This is a genomic window from Siccibacter colletis (assembly GCF_025914095.1).
In the GTDB taxonomy this organism is placed as follows: Bacteria; Pseudomonadota; Gammaproteobacteria; order Enterobacterales; family Enterobacteriaceae; genus Siccibacter; species Siccibacter colletis.
On record NZ_CP074352.1, the window covers coordinates 2059598 to 2077438 of the forward strand.

Here is a 17841-nt window from a genome sequence, read left to right on the forward strand (position 1 = left end):
ATAAACGTAAAAAAACCCTGCGTCGCGAACGAGGCAGGGTGGCGCGATATTACGGGGTTTACTTCACGCTGACATCTATACCGGGAAAATATTTTTTCGCCAGGTTATCAATGGTGCCGTCAGCGCGCACCTTGTCGATAGCGGCATCCAGCTGCTTTTTGGTCGCCGCATCGCCCTTGCGCAGGCCAAAACCGATGCCGCTGCCAAGAATGGTGTCATCACTCACCGGTTTACCGATAAAGCCAAAGCCTTTGCCCTGAGGCTTGCTGAGGAATCCGGCCTGACCCGCGGCCGACATCACCAGTGAAGCATCAATACGCCCGTTCAGTAAATCCGCCCAGGCCAGGTTCTGATCTTTATAGGACACCACGCTAACGCCCTGCTTTTCCCAGTGCTCTTTGGCATAGGTTTCCTGAATCGACCCCTGCAATACGCCGATGGTTTTCCCCTGCAGGCTCTCTGGCGTGGCATCCAGTCCGGCACCGGCTTTCCCCACCAGCTGCGAGGGAATGCGGTAGATCGGCTGGGTAAAGTCGATGCTCTTGCGGCGCTGTTCGGTGATGTTCATCGCCGAGTTGATGGCATCATACTTTTTCGCCGTCAGGCCCGGAATGAGCGCGTCGAACGAGGTTTCCACCCAGCTGCATTTCAGGCTGGCCGCCTTGCAGATAGCGTTCCCCAGATCGATATCAAACCCCTCCAGCTCGCCCGCCGCATTGCGGCTTTCAAACGGCGGATACTCCGCTTCCAGACCGTAACGCAGTTCGCCCGCCGCCTGTGCAGTAAAGGAGAGCGAAACGCCAAGAGCCAGTAACAGCAGTGCTGATTTATGCATTTTTACCTCGGTCCACGTGGGTTAACCTGGCAGAGTGCCTGCGCCCCTGCCCGCAATGTCGCGTCGTCTTTAGCAAACGAGAGGCGAATGATGTTGTTATCGGTAGCGTCACTGTAAAACGCCGACAGCGGCAGCGTGGCGACGCCGTGATCGACAATCAGCCGCTGCACCATGTCGCTGTCTGGTTCATCGCTGAAATGGCCGTAGCTCGCCAGCATAAAGAACGACCCGGCGCTCGGCAGCAGGCGGAACGGCGAATCAGCCAGCAGCGTGCGCAGCAGATCGCGCTTGCGCTGGTAGAAGCCCGCCAGCGCCAGATATGTCGTCGGATCGGCCATGTACCCGGCAAAAGCGTACTGCATCGGCGTGTCGGCGGAAAACATCAAAAACTGATGGATCTTACAGATCTCATTCATCAGCGCCGCCGGGGCCAGACAGTAGCCTACGCGCCAGCCGGTAACGTGAAAGGTTTTACCGAATGAGCAGATAATTACGCTGCGCTCCGCCAGCTGCGGATGGGTCGCCATGCTGTGGTGAATCTTGCCATCGAACACCACATGCTCATACACCTCATCAGAAAGAATGATGATGTCAGTGTGACGGGTGATGGCGGCCAGCGCGTCAAGATCGGCGCGGTCAAACACCTGCCCGGTGGGGTTATGGGGGGTGTTGATGATGATCATGCGGGTGCGCGGCGTAATGGCGGCGCGCACCTCATCCCAGTTAACGCGGAACTCCGGCACCGTCAGCCTGATGGCGACCGGCGTGGCACCCTGTAAGCGCACGATGGGCGCATAGCTGTCAAATGCCGGTTCGAAGTAGATCACCTCGTCGCCAGGATGCACCAGCCCGCTAATGGCGGAGTAGATCCCTTCGCTGGCGCTGGCGGTAATCAGCACTTCGCACTCGTCATCGTAGCGTGTGCCGTAGAGCGTATTTACCTTCTCAGCGAGCGCGGTTTTCAGCGCCGCCAGCCCGGTCATCGGCGCGTACTGGTTATGGTTGGCTTCCATCGCCCGGGTCACCCCGGCGATGAGCTGCGGATCGCACGGAAAGTTGGGTGCGCCCTGAGACAAATTAATGGCGTTATGCGCGGCGGAGAGCTGACCGATCACGGAAAAAATCGTGGTGCCGACATCGGGTAAACGGGAGCGGAGCTGAACCGGAGAAGCAAGCGGCATAGTGGTTACCTTTGGCTGAATAGTGCATAACTATTCAAACACAGCCGGTTGCGACCACAACCGAATTGTTGTCATAATAGCCATGCGAAAAACGCATAGCTGGAGCCGCCCATGTCCCGTCGCCCGCTTCCCCTGAATGCTGTAGATGCTTTCATTGTCACTGCCCGCCATCTCAATCTTACCCGGGCGGCGAAAGAGCTGTGTCTGACCCAGAGCGCCGTCAGCCGCAAGATCGCTGCGCTGGAGGCCTGGTTTGGTTTTCCGCTGTTTGAACGTCACGCCCGCGGGCTGCATCTTTCACCCCAGGGCAGCGCCCTGCTGCCGGAACTGCGTAACGCGTTTCATCAGCTGGTGAACTGCGCCGAGCAGGCGCGTGGCCAGCAGAGCGTGGTGCGCCTGAAAGCCCCAACCTGCGCGATGCGCTGGCTGGTGCCGAAACTGATGCAGCTTGAGGCGCGCGAGCCGGAGTTGCAGGTGGCGTTAACCACCACCACAGATCACGACATCAACTTCAAAAGCGAGCCGTTCGATGCTGCTATCGTGTTCGGCACCACGCACAGCGGCGAGAAGCTGTTTGACGAAGCGTTAACGCCGGTGCTGAGCGCCGCCCTGCTTCCACCGGACTTTTCGCTTAGCGCCCCGGGCAACCTGACCTTTTTGCATCCCACCCGGGACACCACCGACTGGACGCTGTGGTTCGACGGCAGCCAGATCCCCTGCCCGGTGATGCGCAGGAATCAGCATTTCGACACCATGGATCTGGCGATCAGCGCGGCGATTCAGGGGTTTGGCATTGCCATCGCCGATGAGCAGCTGGTGGCGGACGACCTGCGCACCGGGCGTCTGATACGCCCGTTCCCCGGCAGTGTAAAAACCGGGGCCAGCTACCGGCTGGTACAGCGCGATGGTGGCCCACATGCCGCCGCCGCGCAGCGTTTTTGCGCGACGTTACTCAGTCTAAGCTGACGTGATGCGCCATCACGCGGCGGAATAGCGCCATGCGGGCGCGCATAAAGCGATTGGCCATGCGAAAACCGGCGTCGCGGTGAATCCCCATGCGCAGCAGACGGTCCCGGCCACGGGTGCTGGCCTGCCAGCGCACTACGCCCTCCAGCACGCGGCTCTCAGCGCGGGCGCTGCGGGCAAACTGGACCCAGTAATCGGCTATCGCCGCCGCAAATTGCCGATCCTGCGGCTCGGCGGTCTGGCAGATCGGCGCCGTCACCATCAGGTTATCAAACACGTAGGGCACCTCGTTGCCGTGCCACGCCCCGTGAGGATAGAGCTTGCGCTCCGAGTGCGGCACGTAGTCGAACCAGTATCGCCAGCAGGGTTGATTCAGCCGCTGCTGGGCCTGCATCACCACGTAACCCATCGTGGTAAACGCCATATCGCGGCACACTTCCCGCCCCAGAGGCCCGTCGCCCCGGACGCCGGGATAGAGCAGCTTAATCAGCCCAAGCCCCATGCGCCGCTCGCGGCGTAGTTTGTCGATCTGCCCGGCGAGATCCACGCCGAACAGACCCAGTACGCTGGCTTCATCGCTGTTGCTGCCGACGATAACCGGCATGGGATGTTGGCGTGCATGGAAAAAGGTCTCCAGCATCGGTTCCGGTAACACGGCGTCTCCGGCAATCGGTGCCGGGTGTAAATTGAAGGGTTTTTCCAGCGGCCAGAAGGCATCTCCCGGCAGGGCGCGCAGCTGCTCCGCCGTGGCATTTTCGACGCCGAGATGCGCGGCCAGCGCCACGCCCTGCTTCAGCGCGTGCTCGCGCGGCACGTCCGGGAGCGTGTAGCCGCTCTGGATAATGGCTTTGTGGAATAGTCCGGCGGCCAGCGGGGAGCACATCAGCGACAGCACGCTGCGCGCCCCGGCGGATTCGCCAAACAGCGTCACGTTTGCGGCGTCGCCGCCGAAAGCTTCAATGTTTTCCCGCACCCAGCGCAGCGCCGCAATCTGGTCGAGCAGCGCGAAGTTGTTTATCGGACCGTCAGGCTGTTCGGCATCAAGCGCCGGATGCGCGAAGAAACCGAGATGGCCAAGACGATAGTTCACCGACACCAGGATAACCCCGCGCGCGGCGAGGTTCGCGCCGTTATAGGGCGGCAGGCCTGCGGAGCCGAGGGTAAAACCGCCGCCGTGCAGCCAGACCATCACCGGCAGCGGTTCGGCGCGTGTCGCCGGCGCGAAGATATTGAGCCACAGGCAGTCTTCGGAAAAGCCGCCGGGATCGCCGCCGGCCACTTCCGCGCACAGCGCGGCGTTCTGCCAGCAGGCATCGCCGTTACGGGTGGCATCACGCACATCGTGCCAGGCCAGTGGGGGTTCAGGCGCGCGCCAGCGGCGTTCGCCAACGGGCGGAGCCGCGTAGGGAATGCCGCGCCAGCAGGCGATATCGTCCTCGATGCTGCCGCGCAGCGCTCCCTGCGGGAGGTGAATCAGGGTGAGTTCAGGCGTGTTCATACCGCATCCTTATTGTACACACCCTTATATCCTGGCGGATTCAAAGGAAACCGCAACGGCGTTTGCTTCGATCCTCCGCCTGCTGATAAAGCGTAAATTCATCCAGCACCTCACAGCCGAGCGCCTGTTCAAATGCGTCGCGGCTGGCGTTACCGTGGCTGCGCCCTTGGGTGTTGTCGCCGAGGTTCGACTGGAAAATGCCGGCGGCGCTGACCGGCAGGAAATCTTCATAGATGATGGGCTGGGCGGTGATCCAGCCACGTTCGATCAGCATCTGGGGGTCGTCCCCCGGCCGGATGGCGGAGCGATGCACTTCCCCCACCGGCGTCAGGCGATAGCGGAAGTAGGCCAGCCCCTGGCGGCGCAGCAGCATCTCGTTATCCGGGAAGGCGCTGAACACCTGCTGGAGATGCAGCTGATGGGTCAGGTTATCTTTACCGGTACCGGCCTCGTTAAGCAGACGGTCATAGAGCGCCCGCCCTTTCGGCGTCAGCGCCATGCCGCGCTGCTCGATCTCGCCGAAGCGCGCGGTGTGAGTGCCCTGGTGCTCACCGGCAAACAGAATCGGCTCCTCCAGCGCTTTGAAACTGGTCTGGCGCAACAGGATCGGCAAGTCACGGCGCGGCGGCCCTTCGATAATCGCCTTTGGCGCGATGCCGTACTCCGGCATCGCGGCCTGCACCCGATCAATATCCAGGGTGCGCGGCGTCAGATGGTTGATATGGCAACCCCGGAAGCACACGACATCAGCAATCAGGCGGTGCTCATCGTGCAGCGCCTGGTAGGTGGCGGCATCAACGGTGGCATGGCTGTGCCAGCGGAAGGTTTCCAGCGCTTCCTGCACGAACTGTTTCGCCTCATCAGGGGTGAACTGCTGCTGTGCCTCGTAGCGGTCAAGCAGCTGGTAGAGGCGTGGCGTAAAAATGTCGCGTTTCGCCAGCACTGCCGCGGCCTTTTTACGCAGTGCCGGGTCGGCAATCAACTCCAGCCGCAGCAATGAGGTGAATACCCGGAACGGATTGCGGCACAGCGCCTCATCCTCCACCGGGCGAAACGCCGTGGAGTGCACCGGGACGCCCGCCTGGGAGAGATCGTAATACCCCACCGGATACATGCCCATCACCCGGAACAGCCGCCGCAGCGTAGCCAGTTCCGCGGCGCTGCCGAGACGAATAGCCCCGTGACGCTCGACGTTGAGCCGCGCCAGTTCGTCAGCGTTAAGCAGTTGCTCATGCAGTGCCGGATTGTTTTCCAGCACCGCCAGATTCACATCAGCGACGAGTTCCAGTAATGCGCCGTACTGCGGGACTTCCTGCTGGTACATCTCAGACATGGCCTGAGAAAATAGCTCCCGTATTTCATCTGCCGTGATGGTCTTCGTCATGCTGTATTCCTCCTCGTGGTTATCACGAGTGTAGAAAACACAGCACTGCGCCGGGTAAAGAATTGCGGAAGTGTGATCTGCTGATAAACCCGCGCTAATTTTCACCACATCCGTGACAGCGTCACGCGGTAAAGCCGCTATAACAGAGTTAATGATGACTTTTTGTTATCTAAAATAAGTTCATGTTAAAATTAATTTGTTAGCAAGTTATCAAAAATAAACAAGTTATCTTGTTTCGCGCCGCGCAGTGCATTAAACATCGGCTATGGAAAAAAACGGTTTGTTCAGTCAGCGCATTCGCTTGCGCCATCTTCATACCTTCGTTGCCGTCGCTCAGCAGGGAACTCTCGGGCGCGCGGCGGAAACGCTCAACCTTAGCCAGCCGGCGCTCTCCAAGACGCTCAACGAGCTGGAGCAGCTCACCGGTGTGCGGCTGTTCGAACGCGGTCGCCTCGGTGCCCGGCTCACGCTGGTCGGCGAACAGTTCCTCACCCATGCGGTAAAGGTGCTGGACGCGCTTAACCATGCCGGGCAATCCCTGACGCGCAAGGAGGGTCAGGAAACCGACGTGGTGCGCGTCGGCGCACTGCCCACCGCGGCGCTCGGCGTGCTGCCGCCGGTTATCGGCCAGTTCCACAAACAGCAGAGCGACATCACGCTGCAGGTGGCAACCATGAATAACCATATGCTGCTGGCCGGGTTAAAAACCGGCGAGATTGATGTCGGAATCGGCCGTATGTCGGACCCCGACCTGATGACCGGGCTGAATTACGAACTGCTTTTTCTCGAATCCCTCAAGCTGGTGGTGCGCCCGAACCATCCGCTGCTCAGCGATAACATTACTCTGAGCAGGATCATGGAGTGGCCTGCGGTGGTCTCCCCGCGCGGCACGGTGCCGCGCGATAACGCCGAAGCGCTGCTGGAAAGCCAGGGATGCAAACTGCCGATGACCTGCGTAGAAACGCTGTCCGCCTCGCTGTCGCGCCAGCTGACAGTAGAGTTTGATTACGTGTGGTTTGTGCCTTCCGGCGCGGTGAAAGATGATTTGCGTCAGGGTACGCTGGTGGCACTGCCGGTCCCGACGCTGGGCGCGGGCGAGCCGATAGGGATTCTGACGCGCACAGACGTGACGTTGTCACCTGCTGCGCAGTGGCTGTTGAATTCGATTCGTAAATCGATACCGCTATAACGAACAACGCCCGGCACTGCCGGGCGTAATGAACCTGCCTGTGACGCTTACGCAGCGCTGGCCTTTTTGTTCACGCCGGATTCGGCGATGGTGGCCAGCTTAACGTCAGTGGATTTCTCTTCTTCCAGCGTCGCGGCCAGCAGTTTCTGTGCATCTTTATAGCCCAGCTGCTGCGCCAGGGTTACCAGCGTACCGTAAGCGGCAATCTCATAGTGCTCTACCTTCTGCGCCGCCGCGATCAGCCCGGCATCGCGCACCGGCCCTTTTTCGACTTCTTCGATAACTTCAGCACCCTCTTCAACCAGACCTTCCATTGCGACGCATTTAATACGGCGCAGTTTCAGCTCGGGCACGCTCTCTACCACCTGGTCGATACGCTCGATCTGACCCTGGGTTTCTTCGAGGTGCGCTTTAAAGGCCTGCACCAGTTTTTCATCGCTGGCAGCACGTGCCAGTTTCGGCAGGGCTTTAGTCAGCTGTTTCTCAGCGCTGTACGTGTCGGAAAGTAAATGAACAAACAAGTCCTGAATAGTTTTGATCTGCATAGGTTATCTCCGTGTTTGTTTAAGTCCCCTTAAGCCTGGTAGACAGATGCGGAAATAAGCCAGGCGGCAAACGCCAGGCATTGTCCTAAAACGTATCGAGAGGAAGAAAAACGGGCGCGGGAACCGCGCCCGGAAAGGGTCAGAACGTTTCCCAGTGCTCGCCCTGCGCGACGGCGGGACGTACTGTGGCACGCGGTGCTGCCGGTGGTGGTGTCGCTTCGCGACGCGCCGTCATGCCGCGCAGGCGGAATGCGCCTACGGCCTGCGTCAGACGTGCCGCCTGATCTTCCAGCGCCACCGCAGCCGCAGAGGCTTCTTCGACCAGTGCGGCGTTCTGCTGGGTCACATTATCCATCTCGGCGATGGCCTGCCCAACCTGTTCAATGCCACGGCTCTGCTCATCGGAGGCGGCGGCGATCTCCTGCATGATATCGGTTACGCGACGTACCGCATCAACGATCCCCTTCATGGTTTCGCCCGCTTCCACCACTTCGCTGGAGCCTTTGTCGATAAGGGTAACCGAATCGCCGATCAGACCTTCAATCTCTTTCGCCGCCTGGGCGCTGCGGCTCGCCAGGGTACGTACCTCGCTGGCGACCACGGCGAAGCCACGCCCTTGCTCCCCGGCGCGGGCCGCTTCCACCGCAGCGTTGAGCGCCAGGATATTAGTCTGGAAGGCGATGCTGTTGATCACGGCGGTGATCTCAGAGATTTTCTTCGAGCTGGCGGAGATCCCGCCCATGGTGCTCACGACGCCGGAAACCATGCGGCCGCCGTCGCTGGCTTTGTTCGACGCATCGGCGGCCAGCTTGCTGGCGTGATGGGCGTTGTCGGCGTTCTGTTTCACTGTGGCGGTCAGCTGTTCCATGCTGGCTGCGGTTTGTTCCAGCGCGGCCGCCTGCTGCTCGGTACGCGAAGAGAGATCGGTATTGCCGGCAGAAATTTCGCTGGTGCCCTGATAGATGGCATCCGCGCCCTGACGCACGGTGCCCACGGTATCCACCAGCGAGCGCTGCATGTGCTGCAGATGCTGACTCAGCTTGCCGATCTCGCTGCGCCCGGTGGCCTCTTCCGGCATCGTCAGATCGCCGGCAGCAATCAGCTCGATGCGTTTTGCGGCGTGTTGCAGCGGGGTAATCACCGTGCGGCGCAGTGCCACGAAGGTCAGCAGCGACAGCACCAGCGCAACGGCGAAGGCCGCGCCCATCACCATCAGGCTAAAGCGGGTACGTTCATGGGCATCCACCGTCAGCGCCTGAGCGCGCTGGGTGCGGATGTCGATGGCTTTCAGCAGCACGGCGTTGTAATCGCTGTCGAGCTTGCGGGCAAATTCGTTTTCGTGGTTGATGATGGCTTCAAACATGCCGTTTTTGGCAAATTTCAGCATCGGCTGCAGACCGTCAACGTAGGCGGTGAAGCGTGCTTTCAACTCACCGTCCAGCGCTTCATCCGCCGGGGTTTTAACCGGCCGATTCATGTACTGCGTGAAGCCGTCCTGCGCCTGCTTCAGGCGCTTTTCCGCTTCGTCGACGTTAGTTTTCATCAGCTCCATTTCGGCGACGCGGCTTGCCGCTCCGGCATGGATCATGTTGATGCGCGCGGTGCGCAGATGGTTGGAACTGTTGGAAAGGCCCGAACGGACCTGAATTTCTTCCGTCACGTCATTCAGGGTTTGTTCGCTCTGCAGCTGGAAGTAACCCGCCAGCCCCACGCACAGCGCAAACAGAAGCAGAATGCCGCTCAGGATGGAAGCAAACAGCGGAACCAGCCTTATGTGATGCAGGAAGCCAACGCTTCCCGATGAATGCATCGTTTTTGTTTTTTCCATGGCCCAACTCTCTTATTGGTAAGGTGCGAAATAACACCAGATAAACATCGGCATTTCGCGTGTAACGCTTACCGCTAAAAGCGCTAGCTGGCTCACAGATTGGAATAAAAGCTGAGGAGAGGACTAAAGCCAGCGGCGGATGCCGCTGGCTGAGAGGATTACTTCTCGCCGAAGTGGATCACGGTGCGGATGGATTTACCCTCGTGCATCAGGTCAAACGCCTCGTTGATCTGCTCCAGCGGCAGACGGTGGGTGATGAACGGGTCGAGGTTGATTTTACCGACCATAGAGTCTTCCACCATGCCTGGCAGCTGGGTACGGCCTTTCACGCCGCCAAAGGCGGAACCGCGCCAGACGCGACCGGTGACCAGCTGGAACGGACGGGTTTTGATCTCCTGACCCGCACCGGCCACGCCGATGATCACGCTCTCGCCCCAGCCTTTGTGGCAGCACTCAAGCGCAGCGCGCATCACGTTGACGTTGCCGATACACTCGAAGCTGAACTCAACGCCTCCGTCGGTCATCTCGACGATAACGTCCTGCACCGGCTTGTCGTAGTCGTTCGGGTTAACGAAATCGGTGGCTCCCATTTCGCCTGCCAGCTTGAACTTCTCCGGATTGGTATCGACCGCGATGATACGACCGGCTTTAGCCTGCACCGCGCCCTGGATCACCGCCAGACCGATACCGCCGAGGCCGAACACCGCAACGTTATCGCCCTCTTTCACTTTTGCCGTGTTGTGCACCGCACCGATACCGGTGGTGACGCCACAGCCCAGCAGACAGACTTTATCCAGCGGCGCCTGCGGGTTGACTTTCGCCAGCGAGATCTCGGCTACCACGGTGTATTCAGAGAAGGTGCTGGTTCCCATGTAGTGGTAAATCGGTTCGCCGTTGTAAGAGAAACGGGTGGTGCCGTCCGGCATCAGGCCTTTGCCCTGGGTGGCGCGTACCGCCTGGCAGAGGTTGGTTTTGCCGGATTTACAGAATTTGCACTCGCCGCATTCGGCGGTGTACAGCGGAATAACGTGGTCGCCCGGTTTCAGGCTGGTGACGCCCTCACCCACTTCGACCACGATACCGCCGCCTTCATGGCCCAGCACCGCAGGGAATACGCCTTCCGGATCGTCCCCGGAAAGGGTGAACGCATCGGTATGGCAGACACCGGTGTGAGTAATGCGGACCAGCACTTCGCCCTTCTGCGGCGGCGCAACGTCGATCTCAACGATCTCCAGCGGTTTACCCGGGCCAAATGCTACGGCTGCACGTGATTTCATAAGCGTCTCTTCCCTCGTTGTGAGTAGTACATATTATTTTAGATAAGCCCGCAGCAGCTGGCCGATTTCGTCCATGCGCTGCGCCCGTTCAGCAGGCGTGGTGTCGCCGCTGACCAGCTCATCTTTAAGGTGAATTTCAACCATCTCGCCCATCAGGCCATTTGCCGCGCCACGCACCGCAGCGATCTGCTGCAAAATGGCAATACACGGCTCGCCGGCCTCCAGCGCCCGTTCCAGCGCTTCCGCCTGCCCGCGAATGCGGCGCACACGGGTGAGAATGCGTTTTTTGTCTTGCGGTGAATGTGGCATGCTGGCCTCCTGGATACTATAGGGGGGTATAGTAGTACGGATGTGCGATAGTTGTAAAATCTTTATGTCGAGGTAATCAGGCGTGAAAAAACCCGCCCGGGCGGGTTGAGCGTCGTTGAATGATGAGTGGATAGCGCTGGATGGTTAAGTCTCAGCCCTGCTATCTGAGCCTCTTAAAAGTGGGAGCAATCATTAACCGGAAAAAATATTGCTGGTTATTCAGGGGTAAACTCATCAATTTATAATTCCATCTGGTGGAATAAAGAACATATCATTAGCGCTATATCTGTTACATTCGATACACCAGATTAACCTTACCGTAATAAGCCTACTAATAAAACCGGGACTAAAACATCCCGCGCAAAATCATTTTTAATGAATACCCACTCTTTTCGTAAATAAGTTTAAATTAATTTCCTTTTTTTAAATGCAGGTAAAACATCCACTTTTCAATTGAGGATATTCTTATTGCCTGCTATTTTTAATTTGGCTTAGGGAGTTCAGCAAAGATGGCATCAATGCGGAGCTAATGCTCATGGAGAAGGAATCAAGATGGAATGGGATATTGATGCGATGCTCGCGTCGCCCTGCACAGGAACAGCGTTCGCGAGCGCGACCAGCAGTAAGGGATTGCGTTTAATTATCTGGTACAAAGGAAGCTGGTTTCTGCGGCCAGATAATAAACTCATAACAAGTCAAGTTGGTCTGTTTGTAAACGATAAGCCACGCGATATTAACATCATTCACTGCTTTCCATATTCGGATGCCTTGTGGGAGAGTCTGAAAAGCAATGCGCAATGTCCCGGCAATAGTGAACCCCGGCTGGATAATTGTCAGCAAGTCCAGAATTGCTTATTTAAACTGTGCCCATACGGTATTCCCATCGATAACGGGAGGAATACGCAATAGCATTTTGAGAATAGTATTTACGATTTTATTACTCACCACCCTGACATGCCTTTACGCAGCGTTATCGGCTATTTCAGTGATGACGTAGCGAAAATAAAATTATCTTTCAGGGCGGTTTGTCACCGCCCTGCTTTCATTATCGTTTCAGCGGCAGTCCAGCGGTTTCCCTGGCGCGCAGTACCGTCAGGAAGGTGATCAACGCAGCACCCATCACGTACCACGCCGGAGAGAACGGGTAGCCGGTAGCGCCAATCAACCACGCCGAAAACCACGGGGTAATGCCGCCAAAGAACGCCACCGCGATGTTATAGGCAATGGACATGCCGCCGTAGCGAATGCTGGTCGGAAACAGTTCCGCCATGGCCGCGCTGCACGCGCCATCAAAAGCAGCGATAAATGCCCCCAGCATTAACATCGCCAGCACCGCGGACAGCATATCGCCCCGCGCCATCAGCATCAGCGCCGGCCAGGTGAAAAGCATAAAGCCCGCGCAGCCCGCCAGCATCAGCGGTTTGCGGCCGTATTTATCCGACAGATAGCCCATAAAAGGCACCATCACCGCAATGGCAAACAGCCCGATGGTGGTGATGGCATAGGCATCCAGTTTGCTGTAGTGCAGCTGGGTTGAAAGATAACTCGGCATAAAGGTCTGCAATACCCAGTGCCCGACGGCTTTGATCACCACAAACCCGACGCAAAACGCCAGCGCGCCCCAGGCGGTGGTGATCGCCACCCGCAGCGGCGCGGCTTCGGTGTTACCGCTGGCGGCGATGGATTTGAATTCCGGTGAATCCTCCAGCTGGGTACGCAGATACAGGCCTATCAGGCCCAGCGGGCCGGCGATGAGAAACGGGATGCGCCAGCCCCACGCATTCATCGCGTCTTCACCCATGCTGGCGGTAAGCAGAAACACCAGGCCGGAGCCAGCCACGAAAGCCATAAAGCCAAAGTTATCGATCCAGCAGGTAAAGAAGCCGCGTCTGGCTACCGGCGCGAATTCCGCCAGATAGGTCGTCGCCCCTGACGTCTCGCCGCCAGCGGCGAAGCCCTGCACCAGCCGGGTGAGGACCAGCAGCACGGGGGCGATAACGCCGATGGAGTGGTAGGTCGGCAGCAGGCCCATGACAAAGGTTGCGCCGGACGTCAGCAGGATCACCGTGGCGAGCACCTTCTGCCGCCCTATCCGGTCACCAAGCGAACCAAAAAACAGCCCGCCAAGCGGACGCATAATGAATCCGGCACCAAATACCGCAAACGAGGCCAGCAGCGCGGTAGTGGCATCGGCGGCGGGGAAAAAGTTAAGACCAATGACGGCGGCGAGGGTGCCGTACAGCCCGAAATCAAACCATTCGACGAAATGCCCAACGCCGGTGGCGAGCAGAACTTTGCGCAGCTTGCGCGTCAGGGTGGCATCCTGCTCCGGACGCGGCATGGCGTGCTGATGTGAGTGGTTCATCTCATCCTCTCTGGCGCGCGGCGCCACGCGGTGGGTTGCTATTACCGGATCGGCGTTGCTTACGCCGGCGACGGAGGTTTACCGCCTGGTGTTTCTATAATAGATATACTTAAGCTATTTCTGATACCGCCGCCCAGGCGCGAAAGAGAAAAGTGTGATCCCTGCCCTTCCCCAAAGGTAAAACAGCCGCGACGATCACATTCTGACGGCAAAAAAAACGCCCCGGTATCGGGGCGTGTGGCTACTGGCGTTTACCGGGCATCATGCGCAGCAGCGTATTGTCTTTCCACAGGTAGTGGTGCAGCAGCGCCGCCGCCGCATGAATTCCCACCACGAAGTAGCTGATGTTGGCGATCAGCACGTGGTAACTCGCCAGCATCTCCACCAGATCTTCATCCCCTTCGCTGGCAGACGGCATCGGCAGGCCGAACGCCAGCCAGTTGCCGCCCCGGAAATACATCGACAGAAAACCGAGCACCGGCAGCACGATAAATACCAGGTAAATGGCCAGATGGCCGAGGTGCGACATGCCCGTCACCATACCGCGCGGTTTGGGAACAATGGGCGGCGCGGGATACTTCAGGCGTACCAGCAGGCGCGTCACCGTCAGCACCAGAATAGTGATGCCGCAGCTGACGTGCGTCATGTTGACCAGCCAACGCAGATTACGCGGCGCGTAACCGCGCAGTTCCATCGTGGCGTAAGCGACAATCACCAGCAGGACCACCAGCCAGTGAAGTGAAATTTGCAGAGTTGTATAACGAGAGCGCATAAATTAACCATGTCAGCCGCAGCGGAAGACACAACATAGCGGGAGACGCCGCTGATTTCATTACTTTTTCCACCGCAGCGGCAAATTGCCCGTCCCTGGGCATATTCAGGCCATTAATGTGCCGCTGATTTTGAGAACAGATTGATCACCAGTACCCCGGCCACGATCAGGCCCATCCCCAGCATTGCCGGGAGATCGAGCTTCTGACCGCTGATAAGCCAGCCAGCAAGGGAAATCAGCACAATCCCGACCCCGGACCAAATGGCGTAAGCGATGCCGGTCGGAATATGCGCCAGCGTCTGGGACAGACACCAGAACGCAATCCCGTAGCATACCGCCGTGCCGAGCGTCGGCCACAGCCGGGTAAAACCTTCAGAATATTTCAGCAGCGTGGTGCCAATGACTTCGGCCACAATTGCTACCCCAAGAACCAGCCAGATACCGGGCATTACTTCACCTCATCATTAATCAGTTCGGTGCGAATAAAACGCACCAGGTCATGTTTCATCTCTTCATAGCTGCCGGACATCGCCCCCATCTCCTGGAGCAAATCCATACCGGTAATGAACGCGATCAGTCGCCAGGCGGTGCGTTCAGGAGTATCGCGCACCCGAAAATGCTGGATGTGCTCGCTGATATAACGCTCCACGGACAACGCCCAGCTGCGCAGCGCGTGCTGATGGATGTCGCGCAGGGTCGTCTCTTCAGCGGCCAGCACCGCCACTTCGCGCCACAGGGTTAAGACGTGCTGGTTGCGCGCATCGGTCGGATCGCCCAGCAGCGTCAGCACGCCCTCAAGCGGCGTCTGCCCGGCGCTGGCCGCTTCATACTCCTCAACGATACGGTCGTTGATACGGTACAGCGCGGCCTGCTTCAGGGCGCTCAGCGAACCAAACAGGCGGCTGATATTTCCGGTCGCCACACCGCCTTCACGGGCGATATCCCGCGTGGTAGTGGCGCGGTAGCCTTTGCTGCTCAGCAGGCCCACGGCAATCTCAAGCAGCTGCTCTTCGCGCGCGTCCCGTTTCAGATACGTCATGATGGTTACCTCCTGATGACGGAGGCACTATGGCAAAAGATGAACGCGCGTTCAAATTTTTATGAACGAACGTTCATCATGTATGAATGGTGGGCTAATAAGGTAAAAAAAGCCCCTGCGAAGGCAGGGGCTGAGGGGGGTCAGGATTGCAGGTAAACCACCTGGGTTTGCAGATACTCATTCAGGCCGTGGCGCCCGTCGGCTCCGCCGATGCCTGATTTACGCCAGCCGGCGTGGAAGCCCTGCATCGCTTCAAAGTTCTCGCGATTGATATAGGTTTCACCAAACTTCAGCCCTTTGATGGCTTTCATCGCGGTATTCAGATTACGGGTGTAGATCGACGAAGTCAGGCCATAGTCGCTGTCGTTGGCCATCGCCAGCGCCTCCTCCAGGATATCGAAGGTGACCACCGGCAGCACCGGGCCAAACGTCTCCTCGTGCATGATGCTCATCTCCTGGCGCACGTCCACCAGCAGGGTCGCCGGATAGAAGTAGCCTTTGCCCTCAGCCGTTTTACCGCCGGAAAGCACCGTGGCCCCTTCGCTCACCGCTCGTGCCACTTTCGCTTCCACACGCTCACGGGCAGCGGCATTGATCAGCGGTCCCATCGCGATATCGTCGCGCTGAGCCGGGTCGCCATACTGCACCGCGCTCATGGCGCTGCTCAGGCGGGAGATAAACGCGTCATAGATGCCCTTCTGCACGTAAACGCGCTCGGCGCAGTTGCACACCTGCCCGCTGTTGATGACGCGGGAATCGACAATCGCCTTCACCGCCAGATCCAGATCGGCATCATCCATCACAATCGCCGGGGCTTTGCCGCCCAGCTCAAGGCACACTTTGGTGATGTTTTTCGCCGCCGCCGCCATGATCTTCTCGCCCGCCCCGACGCTACCGGTCATGCTGACCATCGCCACGTCCGGATTACCGGCCAGCTCCTGGCCCACGGTTTCCCCGCGCCCCAGCACCAGGTTGAACACCCCGCGCGGCAAGCCTGCTTCGTGGACAATTTCGGCAAAAGCAATGGCGTTATTCGGCGTGAACTCACTCGGCTTAATAACAATGGTATTGCCGGTGATAAGCGCCGGGGCCAGCTTGCGGGCAATCAGGAAAAACGGGAAATTCCACGGCAGAATGCCGGTGGTCACGCCGAGGGCGCGTTTAAACACCAGAATGTTTTCACCCGGACGATCGCTCTGCAGGATCTCACCCTCATAGCGGCGCGCCCACTCTGCCATGTAGTCGATGTAGTCAGCTGTAAAAGCCACCTCCACATCGGCCAGCCCTTTCACTTTGCCACCCTCGGCCACAATCAGGGCGCTGATCTCCGCGGCGCGGTCACGAATACCCGCGGCGATCTTGCGCAGCCAGCCGGCGCGTTCAATCGCCGGCAGCGCTTCCCATTCCGGCTGAGCGCGTTTTGCAGCGGCGATGGCCTGACGCGCGTCTTCTGCGCTTCCGTCCGGAATACGCGACAGCAGCGCCTCGGTGGCCGGGTTAATGACATCGATCCAGGCATCTCCCTGCCCGCTAACAAACTGCCCGTCGATATACATGGAATGCTGCACAGGTGCTGTCATGACCTACTCCTGAATTAACATGAGGTATGGAAGGTAAAAGAGATGTTAAAAATCTATATCTCGTTAACAGGGAGCGGCAGCTCAGGGCGGGTAAGTGTGAAGGAGATCGAAAAAAAGCGTCGTTAAACGCTTTTGTGGTTACCGTTTTGCAACATTAGCCTGCCCGTTTGAGCAAGAGCACTCAGAAACGGGCAGCGCGCTACAGCAGCGAGCGGTTGCGCAGCGCCTGGGTGAGGATGGGATCGTTGAACAGCGCCTGCCAGGCCTGCTCAACCTCGGGTGGAATATCCACATGGGTAGTAAAGTCGCGGCCGCGCGGACCGTAGCCGCTGTGGTCATCGCGCAGGCGCGGAATTTCACCGAGGATCAGCGAAATAAACCGCTCCGGCGGCCACATCCCGGTGTCGCCCTCGACGAACTGCACGCTGCGTGAACCGTTGCGCAGCACCGGCACGACGCCCGGCTGGCTGACCCATTCTGGCTGAAGATCCGCATCGCGCCAGGCGCGTGCAAAAGTGGCGACGGTGCGGCGCTGCATGGTCGGGTCCTGAGACAGGATAATGCGCTTTGGTGCCATGCCCCACTCATCGAGCAGACGACGGCTAAAGGCCGCGTTTTCGCCGCAATTGGTGGAGTGCTCTTCAGTGATGATGCGTTCCTGAGGCAGATTCCAGAACTCGCGCGCAATGTCTGCCAGAATCGCCGCCTCGCTGCGCCCGGTGGTCTGGATAGTGTTGTAGCGCGGATGGCGTGCGATAGCAGCATACAGGAAGGTGGTGGAGTGCCCGACGCCGCCGGTGATCAGCAGCGGGATCTCCTGAGTCGCCGCCCGCTCGCAGGCAGCATCGATAGTTGGGATCACAGCATTGCCGGCCAGAACCAGCAGATCCGCTTTGGCATTTTTGGTGCTGTTGGCGTCATCAAACGCCAGCCATTGCCCGATGGTGTTGACGGCCTGTAGCGTCCCGTCGGGAAGGCGCGGGAAAGTCGTTATCATCGTCCACTCCATGTTAAAAGCCAGATTTAAAGATATATCGGGCTTCCCCGCTTCGACATCAGATCATCCTTAAAGG

Annotated in this window: 16 protein-coding genes; 2 read left to right on the forward strand and 14 right to left on the reverse strand. The window is 58.7% G+C overall.

Going from position 1 to position 17841, the window contains the following annotated elements; translation table 11 throughout:
* Positions 1–58 precede the first annotated feature (58 nt).
* On the reverse strand, positions 59–835 hold the full coding sequence (locus tag KFZ77_RS09845) for an ABC transporter substrate-binding protein (protein ID WP_031519345.1): 777 nt from the start codon (positions 833–835) through the stop codon (positions 59–61).
* A 2-nt stretch (positions 836–837) separates the two neighbouring features.
* Complete coding sequence (locus tag KFZ77_RS09850) at positions 838–2016, reverse strand: methionine aminotransferase (RefSeq protein ID WP_031519344.1); 1179 nt, start codon at positions 2014–2016, stop codon at positions 838–840.
* 111 nt (positions 2017–2127) lie between these two features.
* On the opposite strand from KFZ77_RS09850, the gene KFZ77_RS09855 reads away from it, so the two are divergent.
* Complete coding sequence (locus tag KFZ77_RS09855; protein ID WP_031519342.1) at positions 2128–2982, forward strand: LysR family transcriptional regulator; 855 nt, start codon at positions 2128–2130, stop codon at positions 2980–2982.
* Here the strand turns inward: KFZ77_RS09855 and KFZ77_RS09860 are convergent.
* Entirely contained in the window at positions 2969–4480 is a 1512-nt protein-coding gene (locus KFZ77_RS09860) for a carboxylesterase/lipase family protein (protein WP_264384042.1), read from the reverse strand. The genes KFZ77_RS09855 and KFZ77_RS09860 overlap by 14 nt on opposite strands.
* Before the next feature lie 40 nt (positions 4481–4520).
* Positions 4521–5864 (reverse strand): 2-oxoadipate dioxygenase/decarboxylase HglS, encoded by a 1344-nt coding sequence (hglS, locus tag KFZ77_RS09865; protein WP_264384043.1) that lies wholly within the window; start codon positions 5862–5864, stop codon positions 4521–4523.
* Between the two features lie 265 nt (positions 5865–6129).
* Here hglS and pcaQ point away from each other — a divergent pair, with 265 nt between their 5' ends.
* Positions 6130–7053, forward strand: coding sequence for a pca operon transcription factor PcaQ (gene pcaQ / locus KFZ77_RS09870; RefSeq protein ID WP_031519337.1), 924 nt, complete (start codon positions 6130–6132; stop codon positions 7051–7053).
* Between the two features lie 47 nt (positions 7054–7100).
* Here the strand turns inward: pcaQ and KFZ77_RS09875 are convergent, their stop codons facing one another.
* The 10 genes from KFZ77_RS09875 to KFZ77_RS09920 form a co-directional block, all read right to left on the reverse strand.
* A complete protein-coding gene (locus KFZ77_RS09875) occupies positions 7101–7598 on the reverse strand; it encodes a YciE/YciF ferroxidase family protein (RefSeq protein ID WP_264384044.1) in 498 nt (165 codons plus the stop codon).
* 139 nt (positions 7599–7737) lie between these two features.
* Positions 7738–9426, reverse strand: coding sequence for a methyl-accepting chemotaxis protein (locus tag KFZ77_RS09880; RefSeq protein ID WP_319640955.1), 1689 nt, complete (start codon positions 9424–9426; stop codon positions 7738–7740).
* A gap of 158 nt (positions 9427–9584) precedes the next feature.
* Positions 9585–10703, reverse strand: a complete 1119-nt coding sequence (locus tag KFZ77_RS09885) for an S-(hydroxymethyl)glutathione dehydrogenase/class III alcohol dehydrogenase (RefSeq protein ID WP_031519333.1) — start codon at positions 10701–10703, stop codon at positions 9585–9587.
* Between the two features lie 33 nt (positions 10704–10736).
* Complete coding sequence (locus tag KFZ77_RS09890) at positions 10737–11012, reverse strand: metal/formaldehyde-sensitive transcriptional repressor (protein WP_031519331.1); 276 nt, start codon at positions 11010–11012, stop codon at positions 10737–10739.
* A 1045-nt stretch (positions 11013–12057) separates the two neighbouring features.
* Complete coding sequence (locus KFZ77_RS09895) at positions 12058–13377, reverse strand: MFS transporter (protein WP_264384045.1); 1320 nt, start codon at positions 13375–13377, stop codon at positions 12058–12060.
* A 241-nt stretch (positions 13378–13618) separates the two neighbouring features.
* Entirely contained in the window at positions 13619–14149 is a 531-nt protein-coding gene (gene cybB / locus KFZ77_RS09900) for a cytochrome b561 (RefSeq protein WP_264384046.1), read from the reverse strand.
* Between the two features lie 113 nt (positions 14150–14262).
* Positions 14263–14598: an EmrE family multidrug efflux SMR transporter gene (locus KFZ77_RS09905; protein WP_031519319.1), complete on the reverse strand. Its 336-nt coding sequence runs from the start codon at positions 14596–14598 to the stop codon at positions 14263–14265.
* Positions 14598–15188 carry a TetR family transcriptional regulator gene (locus KFZ77_RS09910; protein WP_264384047.1) on the reverse strand — a complete coding sequence of 197 codons (591 nt, stop codon included), beginning with the start codon at positions 15186–15188 and terminating at the stop codon, positions 14598–14600. The genes KFZ77_RS09905 and KFZ77_RS09910 overlap by 1 nt, the downstream gene beginning before the upstream one ends.
* Before the next feature lie 140 nt (positions 15189–15328).
* Positions 15329–16768, reverse strand: a complete 1440-nt coding sequence (aldA, locus tag KFZ77_RS09915) for an aldehyde dehydrogenase (protein ID WP_264384048.1) — start codon at positions 16766–16768, stop codon at positions 15329–15331.
* A 199-nt stretch (positions 16769–16967) separates the two neighbouring features.
* Positions 16968–17765: a YdcF family protein gene (locus tag KFZ77_RS09920; protein ID WP_264384049.1), complete on the reverse strand. Its 798-nt coding sequence runs from the start codon at positions 17763–17765 to the stop codon at positions 16968–16970.
* Between the last annotated feature and the right edge of the window lie 76 nt (positions 17766–17841).